This window comes from Mesorhizobium sp. M0701, assembly GCF_040320365.1.
Taxonomy (GTDB): Bacteria; Pseudomonadota; Alphaproteobacteria; order Rhizobiales; family Rhizobiaceae; genus Mesorhizobium.
In genome coordinates this window covers 256,293-281,514 of record NZ_JAMYPO010000002.1, presented here as the reverse complement: position 1 = coordinate 281,514, position 25,222 = coordinate 256,293, and the positions used below count along the sequence as shown (strand labels likewise).

The 25,222-nt window shown below is 63.2% G+C and carries 32 protein-coding genes; 12 read left to right on the top strand and 20 right to left on the bottom strand.

The features are described from left to right. Nucleotides 1-17 precede the first annotated feature (17 nt). The 3 genes from NKI24_RS03590 to NKI24_RS03580 all read right to left on the bottom strand — a co-directional run bounded on the left by NKI24_RS03590 (nt 18) and on the right by NKI24_RS03580 (nt 2,724). The gene (locus NKI24_RS03590) at nt 18-215 is read right to left on the bottom strand and encodes a hypothetical protein (protein WP_352743384.1); all 198 of its coding nucleotides are present in this window, start codon (nt 213-215) and stop codon (nt 18-20) included. Between the two features lie 4 nt (nt 216-219). Then, nucleotides 220-2,097 (bottom strand): ABC-F family ATP-binding cassette domain-containing protein, encoded by a 1,878-nt coding sequence (locus tag NKI24_RS03585; protein WP_352743382.1) that lies wholly within the window; start codon nt 2,095-2,097, stop codon nt 220-222. A 447-nt stretch (nt 2,098-2,544) separates the two neighbouring features. Beyond that, nucleotides 2,545-2,724, bottom strand: a complete 180-nt coding sequence (locus NKI24_RS03580; RefSeq protein WP_023677659.1) for a hypothetical protein — start codon at nt 2,722-2,724, stop codon at nt 2,545-2,547. Nucleotides 2,725-2,855: 131 nt separating this feature from the next. Here NKI24_RS03580 and NKI24_RS03575 point away from each other — a divergent pair, with 131 nt between their 5' ends. The 3 genes from NKI24_RS03575 (at nt 2,856) to NKI24_RS03565 (ending at nt 5,672) form a co-directional block, all read left to right on the top strand. Beyond that, nucleotides 2,856-3,029 (top strand): hypothetical protein, encoded by a 174-nt coding sequence (locus NKI24_RS03575; RefSeq protein ID WP_023677660.1) that lies wholly within the window; start codon nt 2,856-2,858, stop codon nt 3,027-3,029. A gap of 94 nt (nt 3,030-3,123) precedes the next feature. Next, the gene (locus tag NKI24_RS03570; RefSeq protein WP_352743380.1) at nt 3,124-5,205 is read left to right on the top strand and encodes an ATP-dependent helicase; all 2,082 of its coding nucleotides are present in this window, start codon (nt 3,124-3,126) and stop codon (nt 5,203-5,205) included. A 164-nt stretch (nt 5,206-5,369) separates the two neighbouring features. Further along, nucleotides 5,370-5,672, top strand: coding sequence for a DUF982 domain-containing protein (locus NKI24_RS03565; protein ID WP_352452964.1), 303 nt, complete (start codon nt 5,370-5,372; stop codon nt 5,670-5,672). A gap of 12 nt (nt 5,673-5,684) precedes the next feature. On the opposite strand, the gene NKI24_RS03560 is transcribed toward NKI24_RS03565, so the two are convergent. From NKI24_RS03560 to NKI24_RS03550, 3 genes are all read right to left on the bottom strand, one after another. After that, entirely contained in the window at nt 5,685-6,473 is a 789-nt protein-coding gene (locus tag NKI24_RS03560; protein ID WP_352452963.1) for a GGDEF domain-containing protein, read from the bottom strand. 130 nt (nt 6,474-6,603) lie between these two features. Continuing rightward, nucleotides 6,604-6,903 (bottom strand): hypothetical protein, encoded by a 300-nt coding sequence (locus tag NKI24_RS03555; protein WP_156937369.1) that lies wholly within the window; start codon nt 6,901-6,903, stop codon nt 6,604-6,606. A gap of 14 nt (nt 6,904-6,917) precedes the next feature. Next, complete coding sequence (locus tag NKI24_RS03550; RefSeq protein WP_352452961.1) at nt 6,918-7,430, bottom strand: DinB family protein; 513 nt, start codon at nt 7,428-7,430, stop codon at nt 6,918-6,920. Between the two features lie 73 nt (nt 7,431-7,503). On the opposite strand from NKI24_RS03550, the gene NKI24_RS03545 reads away from it, so the two are divergent. The 5 genes from NKI24_RS03545 to NKI24_RS03525 all read left to right on the top strand — a co-directional run bounded on the left by NKI24_RS03545 (nt 7,504) and on the right by NKI24_RS03525 (nt 11,141). Further along, a complete protein-coding gene (locus NKI24_RS03545; protein ID WP_352452960.1) occupies nt 7,504-8,214 on the top strand; it encodes a glutathione S-transferase family protein in 711 nt (236 codons plus the stop codon). A 313-nt stretch (nt 8,215-8,527) separates the two neighbouring features. After that, a complete protein-coding gene (gene bluB / locus NKI24_RS03540) occupies nt 8,528-9,163 on the top strand; it encodes a 5,6-dimethylbenzimidazole synthase (protein WP_352743377.1) in 636 nt (211 codons plus the stop codon). Nucleotides 9,164-9,310: 147 nt separating this feature from the next. After that, nucleotides 9,311-9,607, top strand: coding sequence for a DUF1905 domain-containing protein (locus tag NKI24_RS03535; protein ID WP_352743375.1), 297 nt, complete (start codon nt 9,311-9,313; stop codon nt 9,605-9,607). A 244-nt stretch (nt 9,608-9,851) separates the two neighbouring features. Beyond that, on the top strand, nt 9,852-10,274 hold the full coding sequence (ndk, locus tag NKI24_RS03530) for a nucleoside-diphosphate kinase (protein WP_023677669.1): 423 nt from the start codon (nt 9,852-9,854) through the stop codon (nt 10,272-10,274). Nucleotides 10,275-10,532: 258 nt separating this feature from the next. Continuing rightward, entirely contained in the window at nt 10,533-11,141 is a 609-nt protein-coding gene (locus NKI24_RS03525; RefSeq protein WP_352743373.1) for a class I SAM-dependent methyltransferase, read from the top strand. Between the two features lie 75 nt (nt 11,142-11,216). On the opposite strand, the gene NKI24_RS03520 is transcribed toward NKI24_RS03525, so the two are convergent. The 7 genes from NKI24_RS03520 to NKI24_RS03490 form a co-directional block, all read right to left on the bottom strand. Next, nucleotides 11,217-11,486: a hypothetical protein gene (locus tag NKI24_RS03520; protein ID WP_352452955.1), complete on the bottom strand. Its 270-nt coding sequence runs from the start codon at nt 11,484-11,486 to the stop codon at nt 11,217-11,219. 194 nt (nt 11,487-11,680) lie between these two features. Further along, complete coding sequence (locus NKI24_RS03515; RefSeq protein ID WP_352452954.1) at nt 11,681-12,448, bottom strand: YbaY family lipoprotein; 768 nt, start codon at nt 12,446-12,448, stop codon at nt 11,681-11,683. 65 nt (nt 12,449-12,513) lie between these two features. Continuing rightward, on the bottom strand, nt 12,514-12,993 hold the full coding sequence (locus NKI24_RS03510; RefSeq protein WP_352452953.1) for a molybdenum cofactor biosynthesis protein MoaE: 480 nt from the start codon (nt 12,991-12,993) through the stop codon (nt 12,514-12,516). 3 nt (nt 12,994-12,996) lie between these two features. Continuing rightward, nucleotides 12,997-13,254, bottom strand: coding sequence for a molybdopterin converting factor subunit 1 (moaD, locus tag NKI24_RS03505; RefSeq protein WP_023677674.1), 258 nt, complete (start codon nt 13,252-13,254; stop codon nt 12,997-12,999). A 1-nt stretch (nt 13,255) separates the two neighbouring features. Continuing rightward, a complete protein-coding gene (gene pgsA, locus NKI24_RS03500) occupies nt 13,256-13,852 on the bottom strand; it encodes a CDP-diacylglycerol--glycerol-3-phosphate 3-phosphatidyltransferase (RefSeq protein WP_023719790.1) in 597 nt (198 codons plus the stop codon). 100 nt (nt 13,853-13,952) lie between these two features. Beyond that, on the bottom strand, nt 13,953-16,031 hold the full coding sequence (uvrC, locus tag NKI24_RS03495) for an excinuclease ABC subunit UvrC (RefSeq protein ID WP_352452952.1): 2,079 nt from the start codon (nt 16,029-16,031) through the stop codon (nt 13,953-13,955). Continuing rightward, nucleotides 16,028-16,804, bottom strand: coding sequence for an SDR family oxidoreductase (locus NKI24_RS03490; RefSeq protein WP_352743369.1), 777 nt, complete (start codon nt 16,802-16,804; stop codon nt 16,028-16,030). Before NKI24_RS03490 ends, uvrC begins: the two co-directional genes overlap by 4 nt. 420 nt (nt 16,805-17,224) lie before the next feature. On the opposite strand from NKI24_RS03490, the gene NKI24_RS03485 reads away from it, so the two are divergent. Then, nucleotides 17,225-17,875, top strand: a complete 651-nt coding sequence (locus tag NKI24_RS03485; protein ID WP_292662341.1) for an outer membrane protein — start codon at nt 17,225-17,227, stop codon at nt 17,873-17,875. A 77-nt stretch (nt 17,876-17,952) separates the two neighbouring features. Here NKI24_RS03485 and NKI24_RS03480 read toward each other — a convergent pair whose 3' ends face one another. Then, a complete protein-coding gene (locus NKI24_RS03480; protein ID WP_352743367.1) occupies nt 17,953-18,549 on the bottom strand; it encodes a glutathione S-transferase family protein in 597 nt (198 codons plus the stop codon). Between the two features lie 655 nt (nt 18,550-19,204). Between NKI24_RS03480 and NKI24_RS03475 the strand changes: the two genes are divergently transcribed. Continuing rightward, nucleotides 19,205-19,504 carry a hypothetical protein gene (locus NKI24_RS03475; protein ID WP_352743365.1) on the top strand — a complete coding sequence of 100 codons (300 nt, stop codon included), beginning with the start codon at nt 19,205-19,207 and terminating at the stop codon, nt 19,502-19,504. Between the two features lie 455 nt (nt 19,505-19,959). On the opposite strand, the gene NKI24_RS03470 is transcribed toward NKI24_RS03475, so the two are convergent. Further along, nucleotides 19,960-20,490, bottom strand: coding sequence for a DinB family protein (locus tag NKI24_RS03470; protein ID WP_352457640.1), 531 nt, complete (start codon nt 20,488-20,490; stop codon nt 19,960-19,962). Between the two features lie 64 nt (nt 20,491-20,554). Between NKI24_RS03470 and NKI24_RS03465 the strand changes: the two genes are divergently transcribed. Then, nucleotides 20,555-21,190, top strand: coding sequence for a TetR/AcrR family transcriptional regulator (locus NKI24_RS03465; protein WP_502901425.1), 636 nt, complete (start codon nt 20,555-20,557; stop codon nt 21,188-21,190). A 38-nt stretch (nt 21,191-21,228) separates the two neighbouring features. Here NKI24_RS03465 and NKI24_RS03460 read toward each other — a convergent pair whose 3' ends face one another. After that, the gene (locus NKI24_RS03460; RefSeq protein WP_352743363.1) at nt 21,229-21,981 is read right to left on the bottom strand and encodes a sulfite exporter TauE/SafE family protein; all 753 of its coding nucleotides are present in this window, start codon (nt 21,979-21,981) and stop codon (nt 21,229-21,231) included. 116 nt (nt 21,982-22,097) lie between these two features. On the opposite strand from NKI24_RS03460, the gene NKI24_RS03455 reads away from it, so the two are divergent. Next, nucleotides 22,098-22,457: a VOC family protein gene (locus tag NKI24_RS03455; protein ID WP_352680757.1), complete on the top strand. Its 360-nt coding sequence runs from the start codon at nt 22,098-22,100 to the stop codon at nt 22,455-22,457. Between the two features lie 36 nt (nt 22,458-22,493). Here the strand turns inward: NKI24_RS03455 and NKI24_RS03450 are convergent, their stop codons facing one another. The 4 genes from NKI24_RS03450 to NKI24_RS03435 form a co-directional block, all read right to left on the bottom strand. Then, nucleotides 22,494-22,946 carry a hypothetical protein gene (locus tag NKI24_RS03450; protein WP_352743360.1) on the bottom strand — a complete coding sequence of 151 codons (453 nt, stop codon included), beginning with the start codon at nt 22,944-22,946 and terminating at the stop codon, nt 22,494-22,496. A gap of 123 nt (nt 22,947-23,069) precedes the next feature. After that, nucleotides 23,070-23,918, bottom strand: a complete 849-nt coding sequence (locus tag NKI24_RS03445) for a 23S rRNA (adenine(2030)-N(6))-methyltransferase RlmJ (protein WP_352680759.1) — start codon at nt 23,916-23,918, stop codon at nt 23,070-23,072. Beyond that, a complete protein-coding gene (locus NKI24_RS03440; RefSeq protein WP_352743357.1) occupies nt 23,915-24,526 on the bottom strand; it encodes a hypothetical protein in 612 nt (203 codons plus the stop codon). Before NKI24_RS03440 ends, NKI24_RS03445 begins: the two co-directional genes overlap by 4 nt. A 4-nt stretch (nt 24,527-24,530) precedes the next feature. Continuing rightward, nucleotides 24,531-25,202, bottom strand: coding sequence for a TetR/AcrR family transcriptional regulator (locus NKI24_RS03435; protein WP_352743355.1), 672 nt, complete (start codon nt 25,200-25,202; stop codon nt 24,531-24,533). Nucleotides 25,203-25,222 lie beyond the last annotated feature (20 nt).

The window sequence follows — 25,222 nt, the reverse complement described above, 5'->3', positions numbered from 1 at the left end:
GCGGCGTGTAGGGCCAGTTACCCGCCATCAATGCGCTTGAGCAAGGCGTTGTAGGCGCCGCATTTCGGGCAATGTATGTAGCGCTCGACATGCGATGATCCGGCTCCGGCGTCGATGACCAGCAGATTGCCGTCTCCACACTCAGGGCATTTTACGACAGCTTGGGAATTGACAACCAAAACCTTGGCAGCTTCGATCCAAAGTTTTGTCGACATCGTCCTACTCCGCCGTGCCTTCCTCGTACTCCGCTGACATCGACAGCCATTTCTCCTCATGGCCGGCCAGCTGTTGCGCAAGTTGTGAGCGCTCCTTGGCCAGCCTTGTCGCGGTCGAGGGGTCCTTTTCGTAGACGGCCGGATTGGTGAGTTCGTCCTCAATCAGGTCGATGCGCTTGCGGAGGCGGTCCATCAGCGCTTCGGTGGCGCGGATTTCCTTGGCCAGCGGCTCGAAGGCGGCGCGGCGCGCGGCTGCATCGCGGCGGCGGTCGGCCTTCGACGCTTTATCCGCCTCGCGCTTGCCGCGGCGGTCGCCGGAGACGCCGGTGACCAGCGTCTTGTAATCCTCGAGGTCGCCGTCATACGGGTTAACCGCGCCGTCCTTGACCAGCCACAGCCGGTCGGCGGTCGCTTCGAGCAGATGGCGGTCGTGCGAGATCAGGATGACCGCGCCGGGAAAATCGTTCAGCGCGTGGATCAGCGATTCACGACTGTCGATGTCGAGATGGTTGGTCGGCTCGTCGAGAATGAACAGGTTCGGCCCCTCGAAGGCCGACAGTCCCATCAGCAGCCGCGCCTTCTCGCCGCCGGACAGGTCCTTGGCTGCGGTGTTCATCTTTTCGGTGGTCAGGCCGAACTGGGCGACGCGACCGCGCACCTTCGATTCCGGCGCTTCCGGCATCAGCCGGCGGACATGCTCATAGGCGTTTTCGTCCGGCCTGAGGTCGTCGAGTTGGTGCTGGGCGAAGATTGCTACCTTGAGCCCGGGCGCCACCGTCATGCTGCCGGTCTCCGGCTTCAGCCGGCTGGCCAAAAGCTTGGCGAAAGTCGACTTGCCGTTGCCGTTGGCGCCGAGCAGCGCGATGCGGTCGTCGGCATCGATGCGCAGCGTCATCTTCTTCAGGATCGGCTCGCCCTCGGTGTAGCCGACGTTGACGTTGTTCAGCGCAATGATCGGCGAGGCCACCGACTTCACCGGCTCCGGAAAGGAGAACGGTCGCACCGTGTCGTTCACGATCGCGGCGATCGGCTTCATCTTCTCCAACGCCTTGATGCGCGACTGCGCCTGCCTCGCCTTCGACGCCTTGGCGCGGAAACGCTCGACGAAGGATTCCATGTGCTTGCGCGCGGCTTCCTGCTTGACGCGGCCCTTCTCCTGCAATTCGCGCTGCTCGGTGTATTGGCGCTCGAACTGGTCGTAGCCGCCGCGCCAGAAGGTCAGCTTCTTCTGGTCGAGATGGACGATCGAGTTGACGGCGCGGTTGAGCAGGTCGCGATCGTGCGAAATCAGCAGCACGGTGTGCGGGTATTTCGACACGTAGTTTTCCAGCCACAGCGTGCCTTCGAGGTCGAGATAGTTGGTCGGCTCGTCGAGCAGCAGAAGGTCGGGCTCGGCAAACAGCACCGCGGCCAGCGCGACGCGCATGCGCCAGCCGCCGGAGAAGGACGAGGCCGGGCGCCGCTGCGCGGCATCGTCGAAGCCGAGGCCGGCGAGAATGGTGGCCGCGCGTGACTCGGCCGAGTGCGCATCGATATCGGCCAGCCGCATGTGGATGTCGGCGATGCGGTGCGGATCGGTCGCCGTCTTTTCCTCTTCGAGCAGTGCACTCCGCTCAAGGTCGGCCTTGAGCACGATCTCGATCAGCGGCTCCTCGGTGCCCGGCGCTTCCTGCGCGACCTGGCCGATGCGCGTGTTCTTGGGCAGGCTGATCGAGCCGGTCTCGGAGGCGAGGTCGCCGGTGATCGCCTTGAACAGGGTCGTCTTGCCGGTGCCGTTGCGGCCGACAAGGCCAGCCTTGCTGCCGGCCGGCAAGGTCAGCGAGGCATGGTCGAGAAGCAGGCGTCCGGCCATACGGAGCGAAAGGTCGTTGATGATCAGCATGGCCGGGCTTTTGCACGGGACAACCATGCTTCGCAAGGGCTTGAGCCCCAGTTCGCCGCATAAGCCGCGAAAACCGGCAAGCAAGTCAGCGGCCGCGCCGCGACTTCCCGCAAGACGCAAAAAGAACCCGCTATCCTGAGGGGGGACAAGGAGAGCGGGCTCTTTCGTGAACGGCGGCCTTGGGAGCGTCCGATCGACATCCAAACACGCAGCAGCTTGGTTTGTTCCATGGGAAGAACGAACTATGTGATGAACAAACGCTGCTGTGGCCGGCAGGTTTGTCCACAGGGGCGTGCCGTCTGTACGCTATCGACCATGACGCTGCGGAAAGACTCGGCTATCCTTGGATGTGCGGCGGGCCTGATCTCCGCCTGGCCGGCGCCATCAGCTTCCTCCCAAGCGGCGCCGGCCACCTTCCTTGACCGGCGCCGACGCCATTTGAGGCGGTCATTGTTTCGGCGGCGTGCCGGGCTGATCGCCGCCGGTCGTCGACTTCGGCACCGGATTCTTGTCGACCTGCGGGTTCTGATCGACCGTGTCGCCAGGGGCCTTGGTCGGCTGGATATTGTTGTCGCAACCCGCAACAGTCAGAGCTGCCATAAGCAGCAGGATTGAGCGCTTTTTCATCGCAGTCTCCTCTCGCCCGACAACGAGGCGTCGGCGATTTGGTTGCGCGGCCGGTGTCGTTCCTGCATTCGCCAGGGGCCTGGGAACAAAATGCCGCGTCTCCGGTTGCTCCACAATCAATGGAGGATGGCATGATCCGTCTGCTCATCGCCGGGGCAATCGTCTATGTTGCCTATCGCGTCGCCAAGAAAGTGATCGATGAGGTGCCCGACGATTTCGATCCGCTGCTGTTGCCACCGCCACAGGACGATCGCGAGGCGCTACGGCGGCAATCGGCAAGGATGGGCGTCGAGCCCGAGCGTTAGTCGACAGGCCTGCCCGCAAGGCTTCTTCGCTCACGGGCCCTATTCCGGCTCCGCAAACCGTTGCGAACAAAGCAGAAACGATGCTTGATGGGCGATGAACCTCGCCGCCCGTGATTCGTCCTTCCAGCCGGCCTATCTGGCGAAGCTCAACGCCGAGCAGCGGCTTGCCGTCGAACATGGCGACGGCAAGATCGCCGGACCGTTGCTGGTGATTGCCGGCGCCGGCTCCGGCAAGACCAACACGCTGGCGCACCGGGTCGCGCATCTGATCGTCAGGGGTGCCGACCCGCGCCGCATCCTTTTGATGACATTTTCGCGCCGTGCCGCAGCGGAAATGGCCAAGCGGGTCGAGCGCATCGCCGGCGAGGTGCTGGGGCGCGATGCCTCGGTGATTACCGATGCGCTGAGCTGGGCCGGCACGTTCCACGGCATCGGCGCCAGGCTGCTGCGCGATTATGCGCTGGAGATCGGCCTCGATCCGGCCTTCACCATCCACGATCGCGAGGATTCCGCCGACCTGATGAACCTCGCCCGCCACGAGCTTGGGTTTTCGAAGACCGAAGCCCGCTTCCCGACCAAGGGCACCTGCCTTGCGATCTATTCGCGCGCCGTCAACGCACAGGCGCCGCTCGGCGAGGTGCTGGGTTCGGTGTTCCCGTGGTGCGCCGGCTGGGCCGAACAGCTGAAGCAATTGTTCGCCCGATATGTCGAGGCCAAGCAGGCGCAGAACGTGCTCGATTACGATGACCTGCTGCTCTACTGGGCGCAGATGGCCGGCGAGCCGGAAATCGCCGCGCATCTGGGTGCACGTTTCGACCATGTGCTGGTCGATGAATACCAGGACACCAACCGGCTGCAGGCATCGATCCTGACGGCGCTCAAGCCCGACGGATCGGGGCTGACGGTGGTCGGCGACGACGCGCAGTCGATCTATTCGTTCCGCGCCGCGGAAGTGCGCAATATCCTGGATTTTCCCAAGCAGTTCGCGCAGCCGGCGGAAGTCGTCATGCTGGAGCGCAATTACCGCTCGACCGAGACCATCCTGGCGGCCGCCAATGCGGTAATCGGCGAAGCGTCGGAACGTTTCACCAAAAATCTCTGGACCGAGCGCAAATCTGCGGAAAAGCCGAAGCTGGTGAGCGTGCGCGACGAGACCGAGCAGGCGAGCTATGTCTGCCAGGCGATACTCACCGAACGCGAGGCCGGAACCGTTCTCAAAGCACAGGCGGTGCTGTTTCGCGCCTCCCACCATAGCGGCCCGCTGGAGATCGAGCTGACGCGCCGCAACATCCCCTTCGTCAAGTTCGGCGGGCTGAAATTTCTCGATGCAGCTCACGTCAAGGACTTGCTGGCTGTACTGCGCTTTGCCGAAAACCCGCGCGACCGCGTCGCCGGCTTTCGCGTGCTGCAACTTCTGCCGGGCATCGGCCCTTCGGCCGCCAATGCGATCGTCGAGACCATGGCAAATTCGCTTGACGAGACGATGGGGCTTGCCCGCTATCGGCCGCCGCAGCGTGCCGCCGACGATTGGCCGGGCTTTGTCGCGCTCTATAGCGGCCTGCGCGCCGGCGCGCAAAAATGGCCGGCCGACATCGAACAGGTCAGGCTCTGGTACGAGCCGCATCTGGAACGTATCCACGAGGATGCAACGACGCGCCGGGCCGATCTCCTGCAGCTCGAGCAGATCGCTTCCGGCTATGCGTCGCGCGAGCGCTTCCTCACCGAGCTGACACTCGATCCGCCGGACGCGACCAGCGACGAGGCCGGCCCGCCGCACCGCGACGAGGATTATCTGATCCTGTCGACGATCCATTCGGCCAAGGGCCAGGAGTGGAAGAACGTCTTCGTGCTCAACACCGTCGACGGCTGCATCCCGATCGATCTCGGCGTCGGCAGCAAGGAGGACGTCGACGAAGAGCGGCGGCTGCTCTACGTGGCGATGACGCGGGCCAAGGACAGCCTGCACCTGGTCATGCCGCATCGCTTTTTCGTCCACGGCCAGGCGGCGCGCGGCGACCGCCATGTCTATGCCTCGCGCACGCGCTTCATCCCGCGCTCGATCCTAGGCGCCTTCGAACAGGTGGCTTGGGCCAGCGTCCAGGCCCCGGACGATCCGCGCCGCCAGCCGCAGGTGCGTGTCGACCTCGGCGCCCGCATGCGCGGCATGTGGAAATAGGCACCCGCCTCGACGTCGGCGCTGCTCGCCCGGCGACCGCTCCCGGAGCCGGCGAAAAAACAATACCGGCAACATGGAACCTCGCGCCGTGATCCGCGTTTCTGCCCGACCCCCAGACCGGAGAACGGCGTCCGCCGTGACCTCCGCCCATTCGAGAGGCCAGAATGCACGACAGGACGTTTTCCACCCCGGTCGCCCTAACCGTTGGCGCCGGCTACAAGCGTACGATCGCTTCGTTCTCCGAGATGCACGAATTCCTCACCGAGTTCCCGCCTTCGCGCCGCCGGCTGAGCTATGGCGCCGCGGTGAAGGCCTGCGAGGCGGCACGTGCCGGCGAGATCTCGGCCGAAGCGGCACGCGACGCCCTGATCACCTTTGCCGTAACGGCAGGCATCCTCTGGCCGGCCGCCCAGCCGGCAGTCTCGGTCAAGCCGGTCGCCCGGGGCCTCGGCGGCTACGCCGCCTGACAGAAACGACCATCAATGGACCGTCATCGGGCCGCCGCCCGGCGGGTCGCCCGCTGCCGCGGTTTCGAAACTGACCTGATCGCGGCCGTTCGATTTGGCCTTGTAAAGGTGCTTGTCCGCCACCACGAACATCTCGGCGTAGGTGGTCGGCCCGCTGAAGGCGACGCCGCCGATGCTGACCGTGAGAGGACAGGGCCGGCCGCCAGGCGTGAACTCCGCCTCACGGACGCGCCGGCGAATTGTCTCCGCCACCAGCCAGGACTGCGAAGGATCCGCGCCGGGAAGGAAAACCGCAAATTCCTCGCCGCCGATCCGGCCGACGATGTCGGCGCCGCGTAGCTGGCCCTGGATTGTCCTGGCGATCAGCTTGAGCGCCTGGTCTCCGCAGTCGTGGCCGAGGCGGTCATTGACGGATTTGAAATGGTCGGCATCGACGATCAGCAAGGCTCCGGCATTTACGACGGAATGGCTGCGGGCCTGTTCGAGATAGGCCTCGACGAGCATGGAAAATGCACCCCGGTTGAATACCGCCGTCAGGCTGTCGGTCGCCGCGACGACGGCCAGTACCTTCTGCGCGATCGCCAGCTGGCGCATTTTCCACATGAGGAAGAAGAAGAACGAGCTGGCCAGGACAAGCGGCAGCAGCAGGTCTGTGAGCTGCGCCCGCCACAGCGCTTCCGGCGACAAATACGGGAAATTGAAGGAATCGACGAAGAACGCGGCTGCAATGCAGACCGCCGTGCCCGCGACGGTAACCGCCACGACCCTGCCCCAGCTCGTCGGGGACAAATCGATCTGCATGCTTTTGCTCCTGCTTCAGCCGGCTACCTTGAAGCAACAGCGCAAACGAAGTCCTAAGACTTTGCTTTCAATTCGATCGCAGTCGAAGCGAACCAGCCGTCGAGATGGCGGCCAGATAAGGAGATCGGTCCTAAATCAGCTGCCTTCTGATGCTCATCCGGGTGACCGCGGTCACAAGAATGGCGCCGATCATGAAATAGATGGTCGCGACGATGTCGCCCTGGTGGAAATAATAACCGGAGTTGAGGAGCGCCAGGACCACGGCGAAGAACGCCACGAGGCGCAAGGGTTCATTGGGCATGCGTGCCAATTCTCGCTGTTGCTGCTGAATGCTGCTGAAGCGGCCGCCCTCACGACCGTGCGCTCCATAAAATGTTTTGGCGCGTTTTGCAATCTCGGCAGATCGTCCTCTATCCACCGTCCGCTTCACCAGCCGCCCCAGGTTCAGGCGAAGGCCCTGCCCTCCTCGCTGCGCTGGAACATCGTCAGGTCCAGTCCGAGGCTTGGCTTGCCCAGAATGGTCAGGATCGCATGCGCCTGGCCGCGATGGTGGGTCTGGTGGTTGAAGAAGTGGTCGAGCGCCGGCGCCAGCCGCTGCGAGACGGTGCGCATATCCGAGACGGTCATGTAGGAGAAGCGGCCCGACAGCGCCTTGTCGCTCAGGCCGTCGACCCAGTCGATGATCCGTTTGTCCTCGGCCTCGCGCGCCAGCCGCAAGCCTGGCAAGGCGCGGTGCAGGACCGTGTCGAGCCTTGCCGGCGCGTCGCCCTCGCCGGTGAAGCGTTTCATCCAGATACGGTCGGCTGCCAGGAGGTGGTTGAGCGTTCCCATCATCGAACCGAAGAAGGCGCCGACATTGCGGTCGAACTCTTCCTCGTCGAGATCGGCGGCGGCATCGTAGATGCGGCCGTTGGCCCATTGATTGTAGGCCGCAAACATCCTGAAATGCTGTTTCATTTTCTCTCGACCTGCGAGACCCCCTGCGCGGGTCTGTTTCGGGCATAGTTAGACTGCAAGGACGCTGCCGCCAATGACCATTCTGCTCTATGACCTTGTCGGACGCGACGCCGCCCGCCCATTCAGCCCACATTGCTGGAAGGCGGCGATGGCGCTGGCCCACAAAGGGCTCGACATCACCAGCGAGCCGACCCGTTTCCTCGAAGTGCCGAAGGTGGAAGGCGGCGTCTCGAAGCTCGTTCCGGTGATCCGCGACGGCGAGACGGTGGTCGCCGATTCCTTCGCGATCGCGCTCTATCTCGAGGAGGCCTATCCTGAGCGCCCGACATTGTTTTCCGGCGACGGCGGCAAGGCGACGGCGCGCTTCATCGAACGCTGGTCGCAGCTGACCATCCATCCCTACGTCACCACCGCTGCGATACTGGACCTGCACGCCATGCAGGACGAGGCGAACGCCGCCTATTTCCGGCAGAACCGCGAGCAGCGCTTCGGCAAGCGCCTGGAGGCGGTTTACGCCACCCGCGACGCCGGGCTCGCCGGCTTCCGCGCCTCGCTGGAGCCGCTGCGCTCGATGCTTGGCTATCAGCCGTTCATCGGCGGCCGGTCGGCGCTGTTTGCCGACTACATCGTCTTCGGCGCGCTGCAATGGGCGCGCATCGCCACGCCCTACCGGCTGCTCGACGACGGCGACGTCGTGGCGCAATGGTTCGAACGATGCCTCGATCTGCATGGCGGCCTCGGCCGCAACGTCGTGGCGGCAGCGATCTCCCGCCTCGAGAGTTGAAATCGGCAGTTTTCATCGGAGGCGCCACATTTTGTTCTTGCTTTGTGCCGGCAGCTATGCTACTAATTTGGGTATGGTGCTGATTCGTACCGACGACCCGCCCGGCTTGCCGAGGCGGGTTTTGTTTGCCGATCGAGGTCCAACTGCGTTGCCGGCAGGGACGTCGTCCGGCCTTAGCTGAAAGTTGCCAGCCGGCGAAATGCGACAATGCGGGTAGACGAAGTGTCGCTCGAAGCGCCTCATCAGCGCCTGGATCGAAGCAAACAAGACGAACATCCGGCGAACCAGGCAATCACAACAAAGGCAGCGCGCCATGACCGCAAACCCAGATTTCCCGGCCGATTTTCGCGCTGGGCTCGCCAATCTCTTCCTGTGGCGGCGCGATGTCAGGCGGTTCAAGCCGATGCCGCTCCCCGATGGAGCGCTGGAGCGGCTGCTCGAGCTTGCCAGCGCCGCACCGTCCGTCGGGCTGAGCCAGCCCTGGCGCTTCGTCGTCGCCGAGAGCGAAGCATGCCGCGCCGCCGTCAGGGCCTGCTTCGAGCGCTGCAACGCGGAGGCACTCCAAAGCTTTTGCGGTGAACGCGCCGCCCTGTATTCGCGCCTGAAGCTTGCCGGCCTGAATGAGGCGCCCTGCCAGCTTGCGGTTTTCGCCGACCGCGCAACCGAGCAAGGGCATGGGCTTGGCCGCCTGACCATGCCAGCCACCATAGACTATTCCGCTGTCATGGCGGTCCACACGATGTGGCTGGCGGCGCGCGCCGAAGGAATAGGCATGGGCTGGGTCTCGATCCTCGATCCGGCCGAGGTGGCGACGATCATGGACGTGCCGGCGGAGTGGACGCTGATCGGCTATTTCTGCGTCGGCTACCCCAGCGAGAACCACAGCGTGCCGGAACTGGAACGGGAAGGCTGGGAGGTCCGGCGCGCTTCGATCGTGATAAGGCGGTAGTGCAACGGCGGCGCTGCCATCCTCTTTGCGCTCCTCCCTTGCAGGGCAGAAAGGATATTCTGGATGATTTCGCCGATCGTCAGCATCGCCAACAAGAGACCGTGGCAAGGCCAGTCGTCACGGCCTTGATCTGAGGAAGGGCATTGAATGTTTCGCTGCGACGTGCAGGCCGAGATCTGGGTCTATCCGGGCAAGGGCGGCTGGCATTTCGTGACGCTGCCGCCGGAGCTTGGAGCCCGGATCAAGACGGCGATGCTGGGGATGGCAAGGCCCTGGGGCTCGCTTGGCGTGGAAGCCGTCGTCGGCCAGACCAGATGGCGGACATCGCTGTTTCCCGACAAGAAATCCGGCAGTCTGCTCTTGCCGATCAAGACTGCGGTGCGGGTCCGCGAAGGCCTCGGGGCTGGCGACACGGCCAACCTGACGATTGAGATGCAGTTATGACGACGTAGTCTCAGGCTGACGACGACGCGCTATAGGGCGGCCAGTCGATCGGACCCAAAGTGAGTACGGTTTCTGGAAAATCCGATGCTCAGCAAAAAGATGGAGCGGCGGCATGGTTCGACTTGAAAGTCCGCCGCCCCAGCGCAGAAATGCGCGCCGCGCCGGCCTCCACTTGGCAAGGCGGCGGGCGGCTTGTATAGAGCCCGCCACCCTCAATTCCACTCTCCATCACAAGGACGATCCCATGGCGCTCGAACGCACCTTTTCCATGATCAAGCCGGACGCGACCCGTCGCAATCTCACCGGCGCTATCACGAAGATACTGGAAGATGCCGGCCTGCGCGTCGTCGCTTCGCGCCGGGTGTGGATGAGCCGCCGCGAGGCGGAAGGTTTCTATGCGGTCCACAAGGAGCGTCCGTTCTTCGGCGAGCTGGTCGAATCCATGTCGTCGGGCCCGACAGTCGTGCAGGTACTGGAAGGCGAGAACGCCATTGCCAAGAACCGCGAAGTGATGGGCGCCACCAATCCGGCAAGCGCCGCCGAAGGCACCATCCGCAAGCTGCACGCGCTGTCGATCGGCGAGAATTCCGTGCATGGTTCCGATGCGCCGGAAACCGCCGCGCAGGAGATCAAATACTGGTTCTCGGACACCGAGATCGTCGGCTGAGTTGGCATCCCGAACTCCATCAAAGAGGCCGGCGCAACGCCGGCCTTTTTTTCTGAAGCGCGTCGCGTTCGACCGGCCTCATGCGACGCGCTTTAGGTTTCTTGTCTTGATGCGTGTCGTTATCGCAAAACCGCTGCACACTTTTGCGCGACATGCAGTAGCGGACATTTTCAGCTTCAGGCTCCTCGACGGGTCACGGGTGCGTTAAGCTCGGAGGGGCGGATCAAACGCGGTCCCGACAATGGAGCCGACCAGGCCATGACCAGCACCATTCCCGGTTTCTTCCAAGGCACCGAAATGCCAACCAGCGGCTGGTGGGAAGCGCTGTGGCCCGAGCCTGCCAGTGTCCTGGCGGCAGTCGGCATGAAGCCCGGCACGGACGTGGTCGATCTCTGCTGCGGCGACGGCTGGTTCACTCTGCCAATCGCCAGGGTCGCCCGTCAGGTCATTGCGATCGACCTCGATGCCGATCTGCTCGAAGTCGCCCGGCGCCGGCTGGCCGAAGGAGGCGCGAGCAATTGCGAGTTTTTGGCGGGCGACGCCTATGAACTCGCCAGGCTGGTGCCTCAAACCGTCGACTTCGTCTTTATCGCCAACGCTTTCCACGGCGTTCCGGATCGGCCGCGGCTTGCCCGCGCCGTGCGCGCGACGCTTGGCCCTGCCGGTCGTTTTGCCATCGTCAACTGGCACCAGTATCCGCGCGAGCAGACCACGGTCCTGGGTGAGCCGCGCGGGCCAAAGACCGAGCTGAGGCTGTCACCCGAACAGACCACCGCGTCGGTGGAAGCGAGCGGGTTCAAGCTCGCCGAGCTGGTTGATGTGCCGCCCTATCACTATGGCGCGGTATTCAAACTCGCGACGAATTGAGAAATATCGCATGAAATGCGGCATCGTCGCCCGATACATGTCGCCCGCCGCCCCCTAGCGGCGGGTTCTGCCGGTCTATTTCGCCTGGCGTTCCTTCACGTTCGCATGTTCGTTCGCCGCTTCCGTGTCGGTGGACGGGGTCTTGGTCTCTTCACCTGAAAACGGGCTGCCCTGCCCCGGTGCGAGATCGCCGCTATGGCCGGCCTTGTTGGTCTGGAACGGTTGGCTCTCCGCTTTGAGACCGTGGTCAAGAGCATTGACGAGATGGTCGTCCGCCTTGGCAAGGCCGGTAAAGGCAAGGAGCGATGCACCGGTGGCGGCAAGGATAAGCGTGTGCGTTTTCATGTCTGGACTCCTTTGAGTTAAGGCCAGAACGAGCCGCAGCCATTCTGGCGGCTTCAACGAAGGGACAAACGTCCCGTTTGCCTTACCCGCCATTTTATGTGGAACTAACGCGCCCCCTGCCCGGCCTATTCCCGCTGAAACACAACGTGATCGGCATGCAGCTGCCGCAGAGAGTAATCGGCTTGGGTGATGCGCTAGCTCGCGGCGTTGAAGCGCAGAATGTCGCGGCCGCCGCTGTCAATGATGACAAGCTTGCCGGCGTCGACGTGGTAGGATGCCGCCTTGGCCAGCGCCTCGAACAGCGCCTTTTCCTCGACCATGACCTGAGGCGCGCAGGCCTTGAAGGTCGAGCCGATGTCGCTGATGGCGATCGTCGAGCCGTCTACCCTGGCAGTGGCGAAATAGACGTTGCAAGGGCCGCTGCCGCCGGCCTTGCCGGCTTCGCTGATGCGGAATGTCGCCCGCGGCTCGGCAATCACGCCGACACCGTCGATATATTCGACCAGCCAGCTTTGGCCGAACACCGAGGCTGCCGCCGGCGCATCGCTCGGCGCCGCCATTTTCAGCATAATGGTCTGTGGCGCGTCGCTGAGCGGGTCGACCTGGTGGCGCGCATCGGTGACGAACAGCAGCCGGTCGTCGACAGTGATGCGCGCCTGCAGCGCGTAGGTCATATCAGGCCGGATCACCTGCGGATCGAAGCTGATCTCGAACTTGATCGGCACCTGGCCGGCCGGCACCACCTTGCGCTCACCGATGATTGCGGCCGGCGCGTCGGCCAGCGACACGTCGGCAAGCTGCACGGAAAGCACGGCATTGGGCGGCAGCGCGATGCGCTCGCGATACATCACCTCGCCCTTGAGGGTCTTTTCGGCAGCCGCGGAACGATCCGGGACGGCCAGGATGCCGACGGCCAGCGGCACCAGTCCGAAGATGAAGAACTCGGCGATCCTGTCCAGCATGATCCTGCTCCCCTTCCGGCCAAGGGTTTCGCAGGATTGCGGTCAATGAATGGCTGTCGCGGGATTTATTCGGACGGCGGCTGCTTCCAGCGGCTCGCCGCCTTGTCGTCGGCATCCTTGGCGTCGACCCAGCCGCCCTCGGAACCGTCGCTATGGTGTTCCTTTTTCCAGAACGGCGCGCGTGATTTCAAATAGTCCATCAGGAAATTCGCGGCCTCGAACGCCGCTTGCCGGTGGGCGGAAGCCGCCACTACCAGCACGATGTTTTCGCCGGGCGCGATCTTGCCGTGGCGATGGATCGCGGTGAGCCCCTGCAGCGGCCAGCGATCGATTGCCTCGCCGGCGATGCGGGATATCTCGGCTTCCGCCATGCCGGGATAATGTTCGAGCTCGAGCGCCGAGAGCCTGCCTTGCTCGTCGCGGCAAAGGCCGGAGAAGGTCACCACAGCGCCGATATCGTTGCGACCCCTGGTCAGCCTGGCGATCTCGGCGGCGACGTCGAAATCCTCCGCCTGGATGCGCACGACCGGCACCACCGCGGACATGGTTCAGCCACCGGTCATCGGCGGGAACAGCGCGATCTCGCGCGCGCCGGCGATCTTCTCGCGGTGCTCGACATGTTCCTGGTTGATGGCGACGCGGATCACGTCAGGATATTGCAGCGCGTTCTCGTACTCCTCGCCGCGCGATTTCAGCCAGCGCAACAGGTCGGCGACCGTTTCGATGCCGGCCGGCAGTTCGACCTCTTCCTCCGGTCTGCCGATCCGCTCGCGCACCCAGGCGAAATAGATGAGCTTCGTCGACATTTTATTCATCCATGATGTGCTTGAGGCCGGCGCGGAAATAGTCGTAGCCGGTGTAGAGCGTCACCAGGGCTGCGATCCACAGCAGCACCAGCCCGGTCTGGGTGGTCAGCGGGAAGATCTTGTCGCCGGCGGGACCTGCAAGCAGGAAGGCGATGGCGATCATCTGGATGGTGGTCTTCCATTTGGCGAGCTGCGTCACCGGCACCGAGACCTTCAAGGCCGCCAGATATTCGCGCAGGCCCGAGACCAGGATCTCGCGGCACAGGATGATGATCGCCGCCCATAGCGACCAGCCGGCGATGCCGGCATGGCGGTCGGTGTCGGCGGCAAGCAGCAGCAGGCAAGTGGCGACCAGCAGCTTGTCGGCGATCGGGTCGAGCATCTTGCCGATGTTGGAGGTCTGCTGCCAGGCGCGCGCCAGATAGCCGTCGAAGTAATCGGTGATCGAGGCGAGCAGGAAAATGATGAGCGCCGACCAGCGGGCGAAGTCGCTCGATTTCAGATGCCCTTCCAGGAAGAAGCACAGCACCACCAGCGGCACCGCCAGGATGCGGGCGTAAGTGAGCATGTTGGGCAGGTTGAACGCGCGCTGGGACATGTTTTGGGAACTCTTTCTGCCTGCTTAGTCAAATCAGAAGCGAATGTGGGGGGTCAACAGGCCAGAATCGATTAGCCAGCCGAAATATCGGCAATAGGTCTTAGCTCTCGTGAAAATGATTGTAGACCAATTTCGCCACCTGCTCCGAAATGCCGTCGACCTTGACCAGGTCCTCGACGGCGGCACGGCTGACCGCCTTGGCCGTACCGAAATGCATCAGCAGCGCGCGCTTGCGGCCGGGGCCGATGCCGCTGATCTCGTCGAGCGGGCTCTTGACCATCTCCTTCTTGCGGCGGGCGCGGTGCGAACCGATGGCGAAGCGATGGACTTCGTCGCGCAGCCGCTGGACGAAATAGAGCACCGGATCGCGAACGGGCAGCGAGAATGGGGCCTTGCCCTTGACGAAGAAGCGTTCGCGGCCGGCATCGCGGTCCTGACCCTTGGCGATGCCGATGGCCACGACGCGGTCCTCGATGCCGAGATCGGCGAGAATCTTGCGCACCGCCGTCATCTGGCCCTGGCCGCCGTCGATGAGGATGACGTCGGGCCAGGCGGGGAAGCCGCCCGCGTCCTCGATATCGTCGCCCGGTTCGGTAGGGCTCGCCTCGTCCGCGCCCTCGGTTTGCGGGGCGTCACCATGTTCCTTCAACAGCCGCGAAAAGCGCCGCTGCATCACCTCGCGCATCATGCCGAAATCGTCGCCCGGCGTGATCTCGGTCGAGCGGATGTTGAACTTTCGATACTGGTTCTTCACAAAACCTTCCGGCCCAGCGACGACCATGGCGCCGACGGCGTTGGTGCCCATGATGTGCGAGTTGTCATAGACCTCGATGCGCACCGGCGGTTTTTCCAGGCCGAAGGTCTCGGCAAAGCCAGTGAGCAGCCGCGCCTGGGTCGAGGTTTCGGCGAGCCGCCGGCCGAGCGCCTCGCGCGCGTTCTGCAGCGCGTTGTCGGTCAGGTCCTTCTTCTCGCGGCGCTGCGGCACGGAGATCGACACCTTGCGGCCGGCGCGGGTGGAGAGGGCCTCCGCCAGCAATTCCTGGTCCTCGACGCCATGCGACAACAGGATGGTGCGCGGCGTCGGCTTGTCGTCGTAGAACTGCGCCAGGAACGATCCCAGCACCTCGCCGGCTTCGAGCGCCGGATCGGCCTTGGGAAAATAGGCGCGGTTGCCCCAGTTCTGGCCGGTGCGGAAGAAGAACACCTGGATGCAGACCTGACCGCCCTCCTGATGGATGGCGAAGACATCGGCCTCGTCGACGGTCTGCGGATTGATGCCTTGATGGCTCTGCACATGCGACAGCGCCGCCAGCCGATCGCGATAGATGGCGGCGCGTTCGAAATCGAGGTTCTCCGAAGCCTGCTGCATGGCGGCGGAGATCTCCGTCTTCACCTTCTGGCTGCGGCCGGAGAGAAAATCCTTCGCCTCGGCGACAAGCCTTGCATAGTCGCCGTGCGAGATTTCGCCGGTGCACGGGCCGGCGCAGCGCTTGATCTGGAACAAAAGGCAAGGCCGGGTGCGGTTCTCGTAGAAGGAGTCGGTGCAACTCCTGAGCAGGAAGGCGCGCTGCAGCGAGTTGATGGTACGGCCAACTGCGCCGGCCGAGGCGAAGGGGCCGAAATAGTCGCCCTTGCGCGAGCGCGCGCCGCGGTGCTTGTAAATACCGGGCGAGACATGGTCGCCGGTCAACAGGATATAGGGGAACGACTTGTCGTCGCGCATCAGCACGTTGAAGCGTGGCCGCAAGCGCTTGATGAGGTTGGCTTCAAGCAGCAGCGCTTCGATCTCGGTACGGGTGACGACGAACTCCATGGTCGACGTCTCGCGCACCATGCGGCCGATGCGGCTGGTGTGGAACCGGCCTTGCGCGTAGCTGGTGACCCGCTTCTTCAGGCTGCGTGCCTTGCCGACGTAGAGCACGTCGCCGGCGGCATTCATCATGCGGTAGACGCCGGGCGCATTGGGCAGCCGCTTTACCAGCGTCTGGATCACCTCGGCGCCGACCATGCCGTCGGCGTCGCCGGCATGCGGGGTCCAGTCGATGGCGGTGAAGGTAACGTCCGGACCGCTGGCTGCAGGCTCGACGACCTCCTCGGCCGCCTCGTCCTCAAGGTCGATTTCGGGCGGCAGGTCGTCGGCGCCACCGCGCGTTTTTTGTTTCTGGTCCATGGGGCTCATTCCGTCATGCCTGTCACATCGGGCGTCTGCCATGCAAGATGCTGGCCGCCGTCAAGCGCGATCATCTGGCCGGTGACCGAGCGTGCCGCCCAGAGATAACGGATAGTGGCACCGAATTCCGGCAATTCCGGGCCGCGTTTCAGGATCAGCCCGGCAATCTGGGCATCGAAATCGCTGTCGTGCTGACGCGTGTTCTTCAAGGTCGGGCCAGGACCAATGGCGTTGACACGGATGCGGGGACCCAGCGCCTGCGCCATCATCTCGGTCGCCGCCCACAAGGTCGACTTCGACAGCGCATAGGAGAAATAACGCGGCGTCGGCCGCCAGACGCGCTGATCGATCATGTTGACGATCAGCCCCTCACTGTTCTGCGGCAAGGCCCGGGCGAAAGTCTGTGCCAACAGCGCCGGCGCCTTGACATGCATGGCGAAATGGCGATCCCAGGCCGGCCAGTCGAAATCCTCAATGCTGTCGTGCTCGAACAGCGAGGCGTTGTTGACCAGCAGCGACACCGGCCCGAGCGCCGCCGCCGCGCGACCGACTAGGTCGCCGACGGCGTCCATCTCGGTCAGGTCGGCAGCAACCACTGCGGCCCGGCCATGTCGACCAAAATGACCACTGTTGATCTGGGCCGCCAGTGCCTCCGCCTCGGCCAGCGAGCGATTGCAGTGAATGGCGACGGCAAAACCATGCGCGGCAAGATCCTCGACGATCGCCCTGCCGATCCGCTTCGCCCCGCCCGTCACCAGTGCCGTCGCGGCGACCTTGCTCATCTGTCAATCCTTAATCCGATGCCGATTCCGACCTGCCGGGATCGCCCCGGCAAATTATGGCCCGCCAAGCGTTAAATCCCATTTCCACCTGGGGCAAGATTGTGGCAAAGTGGCCGGTGGGCGTTTTGGCTCGACCGGAATTCGGGCCAGCCCGCCCGCAATATAGGGCGCTGGAGCCCTTACACCAAGCCGTGTGCAGTGCAGCACGGCGAACCTGCTGACATTCGCTGTTGCGAAGATGCAACGTCAAGGTTCTGCCTCATTCGTGCCAGGTAATGACCCAAGTTCAGGTTCGCTTCAGCCGCATTTCGACACGACATTTGGAACCGTTGAACGCCGGATCCGTTTCACCCCCCGGACGGGTTGAGGGCGCTCATGAAAAAACAAGCCTGTGTCCTGTGGCTTAAGGAGTAAAGAACAATGCAAGCCAATCTTAAATTTGCGCGACCGCTCGCGGTGGCGTTTGGGCTGTTCGCCCTCGGCGGAACCGCCTATGCCGCGGACGTGGTTCAGGAAGAGCCGCCGGCACCTGCCCCGATCGCAGAACTTCCGGTCGCATCCTGGGCCGGTCCCTATGCCGGTGTGAGCGTCGGCTACGGCTTCGCTGGCCACGCCAAAGCCAAAGACATTGGCGTCGACGTCGACACCAAGGGTTTTGTCGGCGGCGTCTTCGGCGGCTATAACTGGCAGCAGGAGAACTTCGTCTACGGTGCCGAAGCCGATATCGGCTACAACGGCGTCAAGGGCGACGATGCCGGCATCGAGGCCAAGGGTGGCTTCGAGGGCTCGCTGCGTGCCCGCCTCGGCTACGCTGTCACCCCGGACATCCTGCTCTACGGCACCGCCGGTGGCGCGCTGAAGAACCAGAAGATTGAAGCTGCCGGCGTAAGCGACACCAACACGCAGTTTGGCTGGACAGCCGGCGTGGGTACCGACATCAAGATCACCGACAATGTGTTCGGCCGCGTCGAGTATCGTTACACGGACTTTGGCAGGAAGGACTTCGACGGTATCGGCAAGGTCAAGTCGACCGACAATCGCGTCACCTTCGGCGTCGGTATGAAGTTCTAAGTCGTCCAAGCCACGACACGAAAAAGCCGGGCCTCGCGCCCGGCTTTTTTTGTGGCACCGGTTGAGGCCGCCCGCCCTCAAGCCGGGATGGCGGGCTTCAGCTCCGGGAATTTCTCGTCGAAGCGTGCCGCCCAGCGCGTCAGCCGGCCGCGGCCCTTTTCCCATTTTCCAGCGAAGCGCAGCGAGAGATAGCCGAGGCAGGCGCGCAATGCGATCGGGCCGAGGGTGATTTTCTTCGGCAGCTTCGGCGGGTTCGCGTTGAGCAGATCGAGCGCGTCCGAAATCTTCGTCCACTGGCGCTCGAGCCAAGGCTGGTAGACCATCTCTTCCGGCCGTGTGCGCCGCTCATAGACCATCGACAGCGCGCAGTCGCAGATGCCGTCGGCCAATGCCTCCAGCACCTCCGCCTCAAGGCGCTTGTCGGGATTGCGCGGAAACAATGCGTTCTTCGACATCCGGTTGAGATGCTGGGTGATGGCGCGGCTGTCGTGGACCGAGCGGCCGTCATCGAGCACCAGCACCGGGATCTTGCCGAGCGGATTGGCGCCGATCAGTTCTGCCGGCCTTTCCTCGGTCTTTATCGGCACGAGATCGACCGCAATGCCGGCATGAAGTGCTGCCATGCGCACCTTGGAACTGTAGGGGGAAGTAGACGCGTAGAGCAGTCTGGGCATTGTCGATTCCTGTTTGCCGGCTACAGCTCCATACGTCCTATTGGACGCGCAAAAGGACGCGGTAGCATTGTGACTTCGCGCATGACCCTTACCGAAAATCGATTCCGACAGGGGCTCGTGCGTGGGCACTGTTGACCGATCATGCAGGGTTCATCAACGGCCAGAGGCGGAAAACCGCGCCGCCAGCGTATAACCATTGTCTCGACGTCAATCGCGATGTGATAAGCCGCAGTGCGGCAGACGCGAGCGGGTCGGACAATCCAAATCCGATTAGCTACCAACTCGGCCTTGCACCGAAGGTTGGTTTTGGCAGCCACGAAAATCCCACCGGACTTCGCCGCATGGCGAAGTCCTGGGAGCTGCGAAAAGACGTCTTCCTCCCGCCTCTTTCTGTCCTGCCCGACTGTCAACCAAGAAGCGAGGCGCCTGTCCGGCATCCCGCCCTGGCTGTCTTGAGTACTGTCCCCTGCGACAGCAGGACCGCGACTACTTCTTGGCCTTCGCCTTTGCGGGCGCTGCCTTCGGCTTGGCCGCGGGCGCTGCTTTCTTCACTGCTGCAGAAGATTTCGCAGCGGCGGCCTTTGCCGGTGCTGCCTTCTTCGCAGCGGGCTTCGCCACGGCCTTTGCAGCCGGCTTCTTGGCCGGTGCCGCCTTCTTGGCCGGTGCAGCCTTGGCCGGTGCTGCTTTTGCCTTGGCAGGTGCTGCTTTCTTCACGGCTGGTTTTGCCGCGGCCTTAGCGGCCGGCTTTTTGGCCGGCGCTGCTTTTGCCTTAGGCGCAGCGGCCTTCGCTTTGGCAGCGGGTGCTGCTTTCTTCACAGCAGTTGCGGCCTTTGCCGCGGCTGCTTTTGCCGGTGCTTTCTTTGCCGGTGACTTTGCCGGTGCCTTGGATGCCGGCGCTTTGGATGACTGCTTAGCCATATCATGCCCCTTCCGTTGTGCCGACGGCCGTTATTGACCCGGCGCGCATTGCATATCTGACTCGCGGCTTGCTAGCCAGCGAAGCATTAGAATGATTTTTGTAGCTTAAGTTTCGGTTACGGCGAGCGCGCGACCATTTTACCCGCGCAAAAACCGGCTGCGAATCTTTGTGTCCCGCAGCGAAGTTCTGCGGCAGAAATTCTGGTCGCTCTATCTCGACCGGTCTTCTCGTCAAGCTCAGGACCTTTTCGACCAGCTTTGCGCTTCAACGTCCGACGCTCGGCGCGAACATTGTCAAGAGCGAAGGCGGTCGCCCGCCTCGTCTTGTCCGAAACGATAAACTACAGGTAAGTAGGAAGCAACGCGACGAGCACGCCGCTGCACTATCTTGCACGACGCGATGAAAGTAAGCGGACAGCTCGCATTTCTGAAGGACAGGATATCGCTCGATAGATCCGGTCGAGCCGACCGCGATCGAAAGCGCTCGGCCGTTCAGGCGCCGAGCGGCTCACGGCTCATCTGCAGCCGGCGCGAAGGCTCGGCCCTGTGGAGATGGACGGCGAAGGTATCCCATGGCGGCATGACCGAAATCTGCGCCAGGATGCGCCCCGCTTCACCGCGATGATAGCCGCCGTGCAGTACGACGTGGGTCAGCATTTCCTGTCGCGACATCAATGCCTTATCCCCGTCGGTGAACACGAATGCGACGGGCTCGGACAGCTGCCGCGACGAAACGGTTTCGAGATAATCGAGATACCAGCGATCGGTCGCTGCGACCGCGGCGCGAAGTTCGTCGAACGCCGGCGTGTCCTCGGTGGTGTCGGCGGAGTAGCCATGGCTTGCGTCAACAAGGTGCGCCGAGAATATCCGCGACACCACATGGCTGTGATCGACGAGCCGTATCACGGCCTGCCGTTCCTTGCCGTGAACATGCGGGTCGAGACTCGCCAGCTTTTCCAGCAGTTCGTCATTAGCCCAGGCCTGATAGGCAAACAGGCTGCGAAGCAGAGCGAGCGCATTCATGGTCGGTGTCCTTTTTTCCGGAAATGCGAGTATGTTGTTTATATTTTCAGGAGAATGGGCGAACGTGTCTACTCGCATTGCAAAACCGCATCCGCGCATGCGCAAACAGCCGCGCCAGGCGCGTTCGAGGGCAACCGTCGAGGCGATCATCGAGGCGGCGGCTCATGTTCTGAGCGGGCTGGGCTGGGCCGGCTTCACCACCAACAAGGTTGCCGAGACAGCAGGTGTAAGCATCGGCACGCTCTACCAGTACTTTCCCGACAAGCTTTCCCTGCTCGCTGCCGTCCGGCGCCGTCACTTCGATCATGTGCTGTCGGTCATTCGCGATTCGGCGGAAGACCAAAAGCCGCTCAGGAAATTCGCGCAGGAGCTGGTGCGCGGCATGATCGCCGCGCACAGCATTCACCCGACACTACATCAGGTGCTGCTCGACGAGGCGCCGGGCGATCGCAGCTCCAGGGCCGCCCATGCTTCGTTCCAGGCACAATACCTCAATCACTATGCGACTGCTGTCGCCACTTATCGCAAGCCAAGGAAAGGCGCCGACATGGAGACCGTGGCGCGCATGCTATCGTCAGCGATCGAAGGTGTGATCCACAACGCGGCACGCCGGAACATGCTCGCCGCGCCGGAGCTGCAAAAGCAACTCGTCGAACTGATCTGCGCCTACCTATCGGGAGCAGGCCGCATCGGTCGATAGCGCATGGCACGGCGGAAGTCGGGATTTCTGTGTGTCGTTCAAACCCGGCTTATGAGGTGCGGCAAGGACGATGCCAACAATGCCGCACCTGATGCGGCCAAGAGTGTGAGGACGATCTTTCGAAAAGTCGCCTCGCTAACGCCGATGTAGAGTCTCGCGCCAAGGAGTGTCGGTATCAACATCGCTGGCGCGACGACGGCGAACATCGGCAGCATTTCGAGCCTGATCTTTCCGGCCGCAAGATAGGCGGCCATCGTCATGGAGAGGGTCACAAGGTTGAAATTCTGGATGACAATGCGCTGCCTGTCCTTTTCCCATTGGCGCAGCACGCACCACAGCGTTGGAACCGGGCCGGTGAAGCCGCCAAGTCCACCCATGATGCCGCCGATCAGACCTATTGCGCCGTCTGCAACAGGACCTCCGACCGTGATGGGAGGGAGGCGACGGGCAAAGAGCATCAAGGGACACCAAACGACCAGCAGCGCTCCGAAGACCAGCTTGAACAACTGCACATCCAGCAAGGGCAGGATGGCGACACCGACCGGAATCCCGATGATCCCGCCGATCAGGAATGGCAGCAGAAGCCTGAGGTCGAAGCCCCGGCGGACGGTGACGGCGGCGATGATCTGGCCGGTGAGCGCCCCAAAGACCGCCATGGCGGCAGCAAGCTGGGGCTCCACGGTCCAAACCCAAATCGACATGGCAACCAGGCTGAAAGCGAACCCGGACAGCCCCTGAACGAAGCCTGCAACGACCGCGCCGAGAGCAACAGTATAAACAAGCGAATCCATGTAGTGCTGTTTCCCCGCAAAGTGATCGATGTGGTCGGTTGGCGTTGACATGCATGGAAGTCTACGATTTTCGCAACCTCGTCCGACCTTGGACCCTCAACACCAGAGAGGTATGAATGTCCTCCTTGCCGAGCTTGACATTTGTCACATGGTTTTCGGCTGATCCCAGATCAGCCGCGGCTTTCTACGCGAATTTCGGAATTGTCTTCAGGCAAGAGCAGCATGGCTCCGGTCCGATACATTTCGCGTTCCAAGGTGAAGGGCTTGCGATCGAACTCTATCCGGCAGAAGCAACGACGCCGGAAGGAGCGGGAACGATGATCGGCTTCGAAGTCGCCAACGCAGATGAAGCTGCTTCTGCCGCCAAGGCCAACGGCTTTGGAATCATTGCGGACGTCAAGGCGACAGCTATGGGCAGACGTGTGATCGTCCGTGATCCTGATGGCCGTCAGGTGTTCCTTTTCTCGACCACCTAAGTGACGCAACAATCCGTCGGGATCGGAAGGCGCTGGTCAGCGCAGGACGCGGCAGCGGCCGTTGTAGACCATCCAGCGGTCGAAGCCCGAGACGCAGAATTCGACATTGTCGCCGATCGAGGCAAAACCCTGGCCTTCCTCGATCAGGTACCAGATGGTGCGAGCGCCGCCGTCGGAGAGGCTGACGGTGGCGCCGCAATAACGGCGGCCGATCGGCCAGGTGTCGTCGGCCGGCAGATAGCGATGCTGGTGGATGCGCTGGAAGTCGACGATCTGCACATCCGGCAGATGCGGCACGTGATGCACCTGATAGGAGAAGCGGTCGGTGATCTTGTTCAGCACCCAGGCCTCGCCGCAGACGCTGCTATCCTCGTCGGTATAGATTGCAAGGTCGGCCGCCTGGACTGCCTGGGTGACGCCAAGAGGCGCGGCCAGCGGCGTGCAAAAGGCGAGCAGTGCGGCAAGGGCGGATTGGGCGAAGCGAGTCATGGCAGCCTCTCAAGGTCGACTGCGCGCACTGTGCGGATTCGCTGACGCGCGGTCAAGCGGTTGTAGCGACCGTGGTTGTGGTGACGATGGTTGCGCTGACGGAACGGCAGGGCCGCGCCTCAACTACTCTCCCGCCAGCCAGTCCAGCGTCCAATGCGACGGCTGCTCAAGTGCAAGCAGCCGGTGCAGCGCCGGCAGCAGCGTCCGTAACTCGCCTTCCAGGGTGAAGGGCGGATTGACCACCACCATGCCGCAGCCGTCGAGGCTCGGCTCGACGGCGTCCGGCCTGATCTCAAAACCGATGTCGAGCAGCTTCGAAATGCCCGTCTGCTTCAGCGCCTTGCGGAAGGCGGCGACCGCCCTGCGGTCCTTGAGCGGGTACCACAGCGCGTAAATGCCGCCGGGCCAGCGTCGGTGGGCCCTTTGCAGTCCGTCGACGAGGCGGTCGAACTCGCCCTCTTCCTCGAAGGGCGGATCGATGAGCACGAGGCCGCGCTTTTCCTTTGGCGGCAGATGCGCGCCGAGGGCCAGCCAGCCGTCGAGCTCGATCACCCGGGTCTGGAAGTCGCCGTCGAACAGCGCCTTCAGCCTGGCGGCATCCTTAGGGTGCAGTTCGACCGCCGACAGCCGGTCCTGCTTGCGCATCAGGTGCCGGGCGATCAACGGCGAACCCGGATATTTTTTCACGCCGCCGTCCGGATTGAGCGAACGTACGGCTTCAAGATACGGCGCCAGCAGTGCCACCGCCGGCGCATCGAGTGCGGCGTCGACCAGCCGGCCGATGCCGCCTTGCCATTCGCCAGTCTTTTGCGCTTCGGTCGAGGACAGATCGTAGCGGCCGATGCCGGCATGGGTGTCGATGACCCGAAACGCCTTGTCCTTCTGCTTCAGATATTCGATCAGCCGGCTGAGCACGACATGCTTGACGACGTCGGCGAAGTTCCCGGCGTGGTAGGCGTGGCGATAGTTCAATTGGAGCCCCTGCCCCAGCGCGGCGGTGGCGGCTGCGAGTTTGGATTTTCCGGCCGGCGGCCGCCGAAACGGAATGCCAGTACCAGCCCGACCAGGCCGGCCGCCATCAGGGAAAAACCGACCGGGCGCGCCCGGCGGTCGACCTCGCCGGCACCCGAGCGCAGGACGAGATCGACGGCCCGCATCGGAATGCCTTCGGCGTCGCCCGGACCGACGGTGAAGATGTAGGAACCAGGGGTAACGGTCGGGATCAGGCCGGCCTCGTCGCGAAAGATCCTGTCCGGCAGTTGCGGGCTGACCTGGCGCGGATTGTCGGAGTGATTGAACTGCAGCGTCGAGGCGAGCACCGTCCTGCCGCCGGTGGCGGCAGTGAGGGTCAACACAGTGCGCTGCTGCGAGACGATGCGCTCGGCTCTCGCCGTAAGGTCGACCAGCACGCGTAGCGGCCCGTCGCGTGCGCTCAGGGGCACGGTCACCGGCTTGAACCGGCCCTGGTCGTAAACCCGCCAGGTGCCGATCTCATGGCCGGAGAAATTGGTCATCGCCCAAGGATAGACGACGCCGATGCCGGTACCGATGAGCAGTATCAGAGCGAACAGGGAGCGCATGACGTCAAGACCCGGTGTTCGGCGCGCTGGCGCAGTCGCGGGCGTTCTCCATTTCGTCCAGGAGCATGTCAAGGCCGAGATCAAACGTCCGGTCGAACTCGGCGGTGCCGAAATAACGCCCGGCCGCAGCTACTTTTGGAAAATCCTGCGCCAGTTGCTCGTCGCTGACGATGGTCACGGCCGAAGGCCCCTTTGCATAGCCGGCAGTCTCGTCGAGGATGGCACCCATCAGATAATAGCCGGTGGTGCGGAACAGCCGCGCCCCCAGTTCCGGTCCGAAGCCGCCGGCCTCGAACAGGCCAAGGATGCCGTTCAGCCAAGTGAGACAGGTCGGCGAATTCATCCGGTAGGTTACAAGGAACGTGGCAAAGGCCGGGTGCTCACGCGCGACGCGGCGGAAATCCTGCACGGCAATGCGTAACCTTTGTCGCCAAGGGAGGTCCGCGTCGGGCATTTCGAGGGAGCCGATCAGCCGATCCACCAAGGCTTCGAAGAGATGCGCCACCGAAGGAAAGTGGTGATAGATGCTCATGGCTTCGCAGCCGAGTTCTGCCGCCAGCTTGCGCATCGAAAACCCGGCGAGGCCCTCGCTCTCGATCACCTTCAAAGCGGCATCCTCGATCATCTCGCGAGACAGCCGGCCGCGCGGTCGCTTTTTTTTGATCGATGTGTCCATGGTGCCGCTTGACAACTTAC

What these genes read in the sequence shown, in the direction of transcription:
- NKI24_RS03435 (WP_352743355.1), bottom strand. Translation starts at nt 25,202, where the DNA reads ATGGACACATCGATCAAAAAAAAGCGACCGCGCGGCCGGCTGTCTCGC.
- NKI24_RS03490 (WP_352743369.1), bottom strand. Translation starts at nt 16,804, where the DNA reads ATGAGCAAGGTCGCCGCGACGGCACTGGTGACGGGCGGGGCGAAGCGG.
- NKI24_RS03545 (WP_352452960.1), top strand. Translation starts at nt 7,504, where the DNA reads ATGACCATTCTGCTCTATGACCTTGTCGGACGCGACGCCGCCCGCCCA.
- NKI24_RS03590 (WP_352743384.1), bottom strand. Translation starts at nt 215, where the DNA reads ATGTCGACAAAACTTTGGATCGAAGCTGCCAAGGTTTTGGTTGTCAAT.
- pgsA (WP_023719790.1), bottom strand. Translation starts at nt 13,852, where the DNA reads ATGTCCCAGCGCGCGTTCAACCTGCCCAACATGCTCACTTACGCCCGC.
- NKI24_RS03550 (WP_352452961.1), bottom strand. Translation starts at nt 7,430, where the DNA reads ATGAAACAGCATTTCAGGATGTTTGCGGCCTACAATCAATGGGCCAAC.
- NKI24_RS03575 (WP_023677660.1), top strand. Translation starts at nt 2,856, where the DNA reads ATGATCCGTCTGCTCATCGCCGGGGCAATCGTCTATGTTGCCTATCGC.
- NKI24_RS03460 (WP_352743363.1), bottom strand. Translation starts at nt 21,981, where the DNA reads ATGGATTCGCTTGTTTATACTGTTGCTCTCGGCGCGGTCGTTGCAGGC.
- NKI24_RS03580 (WP_023677659.1), bottom strand. Translation starts at nt 2,724, where the DNA reads ATGAAAAAGCGCTCAATCCTGCTGCTTATGGCAGCTCTGACTGTTGCG.
- NKI24_RS03570 (WP_352743380.1), top strand. Translation starts at nt 3,124, where the DNA reads ATGAACCTCGCCGCCCGTGATTCGTCCTTCCAGCCGGCCTATCTGGCG.
- NKI24_RS03515 (WP_352452954.1), bottom strand. Translation starts at nt 12,448, where the DNA reads ATGCTGGACAGGATCGCCGAGTTCTTCATCTTCGGACTGGTGCCGCTG.
- ndk (WP_023677669.1), top strand. Translation starts at nt 9,852, where the DNA reads ATGGCGCTCGAACGCACCTTTTCCATGATCAAGCCGGACGCGACCCGT.
- NKI24_RS03485 (WP_292662341.1), top strand. Translation starts at nt 17,225, where the DNA reads ATGCAAGCCAATCTTAAATTTGCGCGACCGCTCGCGGTGGCGTTTGGG.
- NKI24_RS03450 (WP_352743360.1), bottom strand. Translation starts at nt 22,946, where the DNA reads ATGACTCGCTTCGCCCAATCCGCCCTTGCCGCACTGCTCGCCTTTTGC.
- NKI24_RS03470 (WP_352457640.1), bottom strand. Translation starts at nt 20,490, where the DNA reads ATGAATGCGCTCGCTCTGCTTCGCAGCCTGTTTGCCTATCAGGCCTGG.
- NKI24_RS03510 (WP_352452953.1), bottom strand. Translation starts at nt 12,993, where the DNA reads ATGTCCGCGGTGGTGCCGGTCGTGCGCATCCAGGCGGAGGATTTCGAC.
- NKI24_RS03565 (WP_352452964.1), top strand. Translation starts at nt 5,370, where the DNA reads ATGCACGACAGGACGTTTTCCACCCCGGTCGCCCTAACCGTTGGCGCC.
- NKI24_RS03440 (WP_352743357.1), bottom strand. Translation starts at nt 24,526, where the DNA reads ATGCGCTCCCTGTTCGCTCTGATACTGCTCATCGGTACCGGCATCGGC.
- NKI24_RS03480 (WP_352743367.1), bottom strand. Translation starts at nt 18,549, where the DNA reads ATGCCCAGACTGCTCTACGCGTCTACTTCCCCCTACAGTTCCAAGGTG.
- NKI24_RS03455 (WP_352680757.1), top strand. Translation starts at nt 22,098, where the DNA reads ATGTCCTCCTTGCCGAGCTTGACATTTGTCACATGGTTTTCGGCTGAT.
- NKI24_RS03525 (WP_352743373.1), top strand. Translation starts at nt 10,533, where the DNA reads ATGACCAGCACCATTCCCGGTTTCTTCCAAGGCACCGAAATGCCAACC.
- NKI24_RS03560 (WP_352452963.1), bottom strand. Translation starts at nt 6,473, where the DNA reads ATGCAGATCGATTTGTCCCCGACGAGCTGGGGCAGGGTCGTGGCGGTT.
- NKI24_RS03520 (WP_352452955.1), bottom strand. Translation starts at nt 11,486, where the DNA reads ATGAAAACGCACACGCTTATCCTTGCCGCCACCGGTGCATCGCTCCTT.
- moaD (WP_023677674.1), bottom strand. Translation starts at nt 13,254, where the DNA reads ATGTCGACGAAGCTCATCTATTTCGCCTGGGTGCGCGAGCGGATCGGC.
- NKI24_RS03535 (WP_352743375.1), top strand. Translation starts at nt 9,311, where the DNA reads ATGTTTCGCTGCGACGTGCAGGCCGAGATCTGGGTCTATCCGGGCAAG.
- uvrC (WP_352452952.1), bottom strand. Translation starts at nt 16,031, where the DNA reads ATGAGCCCCATGGACCAGAAACAAAAAACGCGCGGTGGCGCCGACGAC.
- NKI24_RS03585 (WP_352743382.1), bottom strand. Translation starts at nt 2,097, where the DNA reads ATGCTGATCATCAACGACCTTTCGCTCCGTATGGCCGGACGCCTGCTT.
- bluB (WP_352743377.1), top strand. Translation starts at nt 8,528, where the DNA reads ATGACCGCAAACCCAGATTTCCCGGCCGATTTTCGCGCTGGGCTCGCC.